The following is a 7,206-nucleotide window of genomic DNA, read 5'->3' on the forward strand; positions in this document are numbered from 1 at the left end:
CAATCAATTTGGACCAGAGCAGAGCAAGGCCATTTTTGGCAAGCGTTTTAATGATAGCGTTGGCCACACAGCACAAATTATCAAGATTTTCGACACCCAGATTGACCATCTTGCGTTCGAAATGAAACGTGAGCCGCGATTGTTGCGCGCTCTCGATAAGATTTTCATTGAAGCAGGACAGATGTGAAGTGAATGAGTCTATTTTTTTTTGGAACGTTCTGACCTTGTCATCGGAATCAATTCTTTCATTTCGGGTCTGGTCCGGCTGGGGGATTACCTCTCCTCAGTTCAACCCACCGTGACCGTGATCATTTTACATCGGTGTTAACACCTACACTTCAGTGCCACCCAAACTGCCCGACACAAGCTTCGCGGCAGATGAGTTGGCAGCGGCAAGAGCATCATAGAGGGTTGCGCCCTTTGAACAGCACGCGATGAAATGGCCGATGAAGTGATCCCCGGCGCCGTGGGTTGAGACGACTTCGACGGGCTCTCCCGGGATGGTGCCTACATCCTGAGATGTTGCAAAAGCGATGCCGCTGCCACCAGCCGTCACAATGGTACACTTGAACCGGTCCGACAGTGCCGCGGCGGCGGACTTTGCGCCCGAAAGGTCGGCCACCGGCAGGTCGCACATTGCCTCGGCCTCGAGGGCGTTGACGACAAGGATGTCGATAAGGTCGAGGAGCGTGTCGCTCATCTCGCGCCAAGGGGCTGCGTTCAGGCAGACCGTCACCCCATGAGACCGCGCGGCAGCGGCAGCCGCGATGTTCACCGTTTCTGGCACCTCATTCTGCAGTATCAGATAGCCCGCACTGGACCACAGCGCGTCATCGGCCATGATGGAGGGATCGATCGCCAGATTGGCACCCGACACGATGACGGCACCGTAGTCCCCGCTTGCATCCGAGACGGCAACACTCATTCCCGTGCCGAGACCGTCAACCTTTGAAACATGCTCGGTGCCCACGCCGGTCCTGTCCAGACGCGCCATGACGAAACGTCCGAATTCATCGGATCCGACGGCGGACACGAGCGTGACCGCCCCGCCGGCCCGTGCGGCCGAGACAGCTTGGTTGCCGCCTTTGCCGCCGAACTTGGGGTGCCACGAATGGCCGGTGACTGTTTCACCCGCATCGGGGCGATGCGGTGCATCGACGAAGATATCGTAGTGCAGAGATCCGACGACGACGATCCCGGTCTTGGGCGACATGCTTAAATCCTATTTCTTGCGCTTGGTATCGACGGCGTGCATCGTTTTGGTCAGGTCGGCTTCTGCTTTGGGAAAGTCCCGTTGCGCGACACCGACAAAGATGGCGTCCATGATACTGAGCTGCGCGAGACGCGCCGCCGCGTTTTCACCCAGAAGCGGCGAGCCTTGCGCCGTGGAACACAGCGTGACATCCGCCATTTCAGCGATGGGAGAGCCTGCGTAATTGGTCAATGCGATGGTCCGCGCGCCGTTTTGGCGAGCGAGCATGACCGCTTCAAGGACTGCGGTCGTCGCACCGGAATGGCTGACCGCGACGATGACATCGTCCGGCCCCAGCAGGGAAGCCGACATCAGCATCATGTGGGTGTCGTCAAATACGTTGCAGCGCAGTCCGATCCGCAGGAACTTGTGCGCGACGTCCCGCGCGATCTGCGCGGAGCCACCAACACCGTAGAAGTCCCGTTGTCGAGCACCGTGCAGCAGATCAGTTGCCCGATCGAAGGCAGCCATGTCCAGGATTGAAAGAGTCTCCTTCAGCGCCTGACTGGCGGTGTTGAATACCTTCCTCACGATGTCGGCGGAACTGTCATCGGGCGAGATTTCCGCGTGGAGCGATGCAACATCCGATTGCCGGTAGGACACGAACGCCTCGCGGAAGTCACGGAACCCGCTGAAGCCGAGCTTCTTGGCGATCTTGACGATCATCGCCTCCGACACACCGGCATCCTCGGCCACGGCCTTGATCGGCGTGGTCAAGTCGAAATCCGTGCGACCGGTGATCGTGTCGATGACCCGCGCCTCCAGCGGGGTCATCGACGGCATCCGCATTCGCACCTGGGCACCGACGGTCCGGGGATCGAGTATCACATTCATCCTTTTCCCCGGGTGGCCCGGTCAATCAACATCGCGACGATAATGATAATGCCGGTGGCGAGAAGTTGATAGAACGCCTGCACGTTCATGAGGGTTAGACCGTTGCGCAGCGATCCCAGGATGACAGCCCCCAGCAGCGTGCCGACCACCGAGCCCTTGCCGCCCATCAGGGAGGCCCCGCCGATCGCCGCAGCGGCGATGGCGTCAAGCTCCCACAAATTGCCCATGGTCGGATCGGCGGCCCCGAGACGCCCCATCAGGATCATGGCTGCCACGGCGGCAAGCCCGCCTGACAGCATGTAGACGATGATCTTTGTGCGGGCGACGGGGACGCCCGCGATGCGCGCGGCCTCAGGGTTGCCGCCGATGGCCAAAATGTATTCGCCCAGTGGGCTGCGGTTCAGCACGACCCACAGGATCACCGCGATCGCAGCGACGATCAGGACCGGAACCGGCACGCCGGCCAGGTCGCCGTTGATGAACGACCGGAACTCCGCCGGAATGCCGAAGATCGGGTTGCCCCCGGTGAAGATCAGCGCCAGCGCCCGATATAGCGACAGGCCGCCCAGCGTGACGATGAAGGGCTGAAGCCCCGCGTAGGCTATCAACACCCCGTTGAATAGACCGCAAAGCATCCCGGTGCCGAGCGCCGCCAGCAGCGCGAGCGGAAGAGGTATGCCGGCGACCATCAGCGCGGCACCCGCCACCGCCGACAGGGCGGCGGCCGGTCCGACGGATAGATCGATCCCGCCTGAGATGATGACAAATGTCATGCCGAGCGCGATGCACGCGTTGATAGAGGATTGCTGCAGGATGTTGAGCAGGTTTGGCGTGGTCATGAAGACGGGGCTGAGGATCCCGAAGATCACGAAGATCAGGATTAGCCCGAACAGGGTGCCCGCGTCGCGCAGGTTAAAGGCGGCGGGCAGCAGGCTTCTGCGGCCGGCAGCCCGGTCCGGTGTGGTGTGGTCGGTCATGTGTGGCCTCTTACCGCTGCGGCGGACGCACCGCCCTTGGATTGGGGGATGGCAAGGGCGGCGATGCGCCCTTCCGTGATTTCGGGGCCGGTCAGGGCACCGGCGATGCGGCCTTCGCGCATCACGAGGACGCGGTCGGACACGCGCATGATCTCGGTCATCTCGGAGCTGACGACGACGATGGCCTTGCCAGCTGCCGCCAACTGCTCGATCAGGTCGTAGATTTCGGACTTGGCGCCGATGTCGATGCCACGGGTCGGTTCGTCGAACAGGAGGATGTCGACATCGGCCGCCAACCAGCGACCGATGATGGCCTTCTGCTGGTTGCCGCCGGAGAACTGACCGATCGCCCTGTCCACCTGCGGCGGGCGCAGATGCATCTGCTCCATTAGGGCCGTCGCCTCCCGGTGCAGGTCCTTTCGGCGGATCAGGCCGAAGGTCGTGAACTTGCCCATACAGGGCAAGGCGATGTTGGACGCGACGCTTCGCGCGCGGACGATGCCGTCCTTCTTGCGCTCTTCCGGCACCAGTCCAATGCCGGCGTGGATCGCCTCGCGCGGGGTTCTGAACGGTCCAGTTGCCGAACCGACCGTGACGGTGCCCGCATTTGCGCGGTCGATCCCTGCGACAAGACGCAACAGTTCCGTGCGGCCAGACCCGACGAGGCCGGCGATCCCCAGCACCTCCCCCCTGTGCAGGGCGAAATCGGCATCGCGGATCAGCCTATGGTCGCCAAGCCCGGAGACAGTCATGGCCACGACATCTGTGGCGTGGCTGACATGCCCCTCGGCCACCACGTCGCGACCGACCATACGGGCGATGATCTGCGCCTCGGATGTCTCGGCCAGGGTCACGGTCGCCACGAACCTGCCGTCGCGCAGCACTGTCGCACGGTCGCAGACCCGGAACACTTCGTCCATCTTGTGAGAGACATAGATGATAGACTTGCCCTGCGCGGCCAGCGCCGCGATCAGGACGGCGAGGTTGTCGAATTCGGAGGGCGTCAACGACGACGTGGGCTCGTCCATCGCGATGATACGGGCGTCGTCCAGCAGGGCGCGGGCGATCTCGACGATCTGCTGCTGGGCGACCTTCAGCTCCGACACCTTCGCCTTTGGATCGATCGTCGGGTCGAGTGCCGACAGGATCTCTTCTGCGCGCCGCTCTTGCGCCGCGCGGTCGACCAGAAGGCCGCCCGCCCGCCGCATGGGGCGACCCAGAAAGATGTTCTGCGCCACGCTCAGTGCCGGGATCAGTTGCAGTTCCTGGTGGATCATCGCGATCCCGGCGGCGCGGGCAGACTTGGGGCCGACCAGGGAGGCATCGGTGCCGTCGATGATGATCCGCCCCGCGTTGGCCGCGAAGACACCCGACAGGATGTTGAGCATCGTAGACTTGCCGGCGCCATTCTCGCCCAGCAGGCCGTGAACCTCGCCGGGCCGGACAGTGAAGGACACGCCATCCAGGGCCTTGATCCCCGGAAACGCCTTCACAATGCCGTCCACCTTCAGCCGAGCGACAGGGTCAGTCACGGGCCGTCCTCCTAAATACTGGGGGTTGGCCCGGACGCCGCTTGGGAGGCGCGGTGTCCGGACCGATGCACCGGCCTATTCGGCCAGCAACGTTGCGCGCAGTGCCTCGGTGTCGGCGACGGCGTAGGCGTCAATGTTGTTTGCCGTAATCAGCGCTTGCGGGGTTGCCACAACGCGCGGCAAGTCCTGCCCCGCCAGCAGCCGCAGCGCCACTTCCATCGCAACCTCCCCTGTCAGCACCGGAAAGCTGTCGACGGTCCCGGTCAGGTCGCCCGCCCGGATCGAAGCATAGGCGTCGGAAATGCCATCAGTGCCGAAGACCGCGACCTGGTCGGCCAGATCCGCGGCCTTGACCGCCTCGACCACGCCAAGCGCCATGCCGTCGTTATTGGCATAGAATCCGATGAGGTCGGGATGCTGCTGCAGGATCGTCGAAGCGGCGTCGTAGGCGGTCTCGCGGCTCCAGTTGGCTGGAATGCTGGCCACGACCTCGAAGTTGCCAGCCTCCTCAATGGTGGCGGTGAAGCCATCCGTGCGCTGACCGGCAGCAAAAACGCCTGGCTGACCTTCGATTACCGCGACCTTGCCACCTTCGGTGTTGTCGATGAACCACTGGGCGACGCGCACCCCGTTGTCACGCTGCACGTTGCCGACATAGTGCGCGACGGAGGGAATGACTGCATCGTTCACGTTGACGACCGTGATGCCCTTGGCCTGCGCACTTTCCAGCGCGGGTTGGAGGTTGTTGTCGGTCTGCGGCGAGAGCAGCAGCGCATTGTAGTCCTGCAAGATCATGTTTTCGGCGATCGACAGCTGGCCCAGCTGGTCGCCTTCGCTCGGTGCGGCCTGGTAGGCGAAACCGACGCCCATCTTGTCGGCCTCGTTCTGATAGCCCTCGCCCAACGACCGCCAGTATTCGTTCGTCAGAGTCTTGGACACGCCGCCGACCTTGGTGCCCTCGGCCGGCGCGGGCAGGGCACCGAAGGTCGTCTCAAGCTCGGACCAGTCGATGCGGTCAGGTTCGCTGTCGGAATTCAGCGGCGCAAGGTCCTGCGCAGCTGCGACGCTAGCACCGCTGGCCAGTAGACCGGCGAACAGGACGCTCCTGAAGTGAGTTTTCGTGATCATCTGGGTCTCCTCCCTTTATGATGTTTTCGAATGTCGTGAAGTTTCAGCTTCCAGCCAGCAGCTTTTGCACAGCACGCTGGGACAGTGGCGAATTCTGGGCCGCAATGGCGGCGCGCAACTCGTTATTCGTTTCGACCTTGTCCGCGATTGCGATCAGGCGTTCGGTCATCTCGATGTTGGCGGCACATTCTTCGACTGGGTCGATACCGGATGCGTCGGGGAATGTATCGAAATAGATGACGCCGTCGTAGCCGTCCCGCTTGATCTGTGTGAGCAATTCCAGCGTCGCCAGCGGATGCACGGACCCCACCATCAGGCCGTCGTCGCGCTTGCCATACCCGTCGTTCAGATGCACCCCCAAGAGCTTCGACCGGCGCGCGATCAAGGTCGCCGCAAAGGCTGGCATCTCGTCGGCATAAAGAACGTGGGCGAAGTCAAGCGTGACGCCAAGGTTGTCGGCACCGACCTCGTCGATTGCGAGCAGGGTCGTGGCGACATCGGGCAACAGCGCGTAGGATCGCGGCTCGTTGGGCTTATATTCGATGGAAACCATGCATTCTGGCGCATGTTCCGCCACCTCACGTATACCGTCGATCTCGTCGGCCCACATCCGGGCATAGTCACCCTGAAAACTGTAGTCGAAACCGTCCTGCCCCAGCCACAGGGTCATCAGCGGTGCTTCCATCGCAAGCGCGGCGTCGATCCCCTTCTTGGTCAGGTCGATCGCTTCTCGACGGACCGCCGGGTCGGGGTGAGTGAACGCACCCAGCTTGAACCCAGGATTGGTGTAATACCGCATGGCCAGGCCATTGACCTGCAGACCCATGTCGTTGATCTCACGACGAACGGCTGCAGGATCGTCACTGACATGATCGGGATAGTTCAGATCGACGTGGGTCAGCCCCTTTACCTTGGCGGCCCTGCGCGCGGTCATCATCGGTGTGGGCTTGCCGTTCAGACCCGGCCACTCTGCTTCTGCCTTCGCTGCGAAAGAATTTAGGCGTGTTGCAAACCGTGTCATAGATGCTCCCCTTCGTATACTTCACAGGTAATCGTATTATTGTGAAGTAGTCAAGTATCGGCTTCACGATTTTCAAAATCGAGATTTTTCCGATGGGTCCTATCGAGGGTAGCTTGTCATGACAGGATCGTCGGACGCGGATCGTTCCCCTTGAGGAGTCATGGCGTTCGGTATGGTTCAGGCACCTGAAATCGGCTGCAACTGCGTCACTTGTAGCGGTCTTTGCGGCAGCAGCGTTTATACGCAGAGGCGACCACTCACGGGACTTCGATCAGTGCAAACGCTAAACTGGCTGCAGTCACACTTTCACAGGACCTATGACGTGGACATCACTACGGTCGCTCTTACCAGCCGCCTGCTACCAGGGGCCATCGATCCAGGTGTCGAGGTCTTTGCCATTGGGGATGTGCATGGCCAGGCAGCAGTGCTGATCAGCCCCACCTCAGTGGTCCAAATTGATTG

At 61.8% G+C, this 7,206-nt stretch carries 7 protein-coding genes; 1 reads left to right on the forward strand and 6 read right to left on the reverse strand.

Features of this window, described 5'->3' with window-relative positions; genetic code table 11:
• The coding region (locus AN189_RS19440; RefSeq protein WP_172794954.1) for a hypothetical protein at nt 1-187 on the forward strand (187 nt) is incomplete at its 5' end.
• A gap of 144 nt (nt 188-331) precedes the next feature.
• Here the strand turns inward: AN189_RS19440 and AN189_RS18530 are convergent.
• The 6 genes from AN189_RS18530 to AN189_RS18555 all read right to left on the reverse strand — a co-directional run bounded on the left by AN189_RS18530 (nt 332) and on the right by AN189_RS18555 (nt 6,744).
• Nucleotides 332-1,213: a ribokinase gene (locus AN189_RS18530; protein ID WP_056039641.1), complete on the reverse strand. Its 882-nt coding sequence runs from the start codon at nt 1,211-1,213 to the stop codon at nt 332-334.
• A gap of 9 nt (nt 1,214-1,222) precedes the next feature.
• Nucleotides 1,223-2,086, reverse strand: a complete 864-nt coding sequence (locus tag AN189_RS18535; RefSeq protein ID WP_056039644.1) for a MurR/RpiR family transcriptional regulator — start codon at nt 2,084-2,086, stop codon at nt 1,223-1,225.
• Entirely contained in the window at nt 2,083-3,063 is a 981-nt protein-coding gene (locus AN189_RS18540; RefSeq protein WP_056039646.1) for an ABC transporter permease, read from the reverse strand. Before AN189_RS18540 ends, AN189_RS18535 begins: the two co-directional genes overlap by 4 nt.
• Nucleotides 3,060-4,595 carry a sugar ABC transporter ATP-binding protein gene (locus tag AN189_RS18545; RefSeq protein ID WP_056039655.1) on the reverse strand — a complete coding sequence of 512 codons (1,536 nt, stop codon included), beginning with the start codon at nt 4,593-4,595 and terminating at the stop codon, nt 3,060-3,062. The genes AN189_RS18540 and AN189_RS18545 overlap by 4 nt, the downstream gene beginning before the upstream one ends.
• Before the next feature lie 75 nt (nt 4,596-4,670).
• Nucleotides 4,671-5,723, reverse strand: coding sequence for a substrate-binding domain-containing protein (locus tag AN189_RS18550; protein WP_056039657.1), 1,053 nt, complete (start codon nt 5,721-5,723; stop codon nt 4,671-4,673).
• A 43-nt stretch (nt 5,724-5,766) separates the two neighbouring features.
• Nucleotides 5,767-6,744, reverse strand: a complete 978-nt coding sequence (locus AN189_RS18555; protein WP_056039659.1) for a sugar phosphate isomerase/epimerase — start codon at nt 6,742-6,744, stop codon at nt 5,767-5,769.
• Nucleotides 6,745-7,206: the final 462 nt, after the last annotated feature.

Source organism: Loktanella sp. 3ANDIMAR09, from assembly GCF_001420005.1.
Taxonomy (GTDB): Bacteria; Pseudomonadota; Alphaproteobacteria; order Rhodobacterales; family Rhodobacteraceae; genus Loktanella.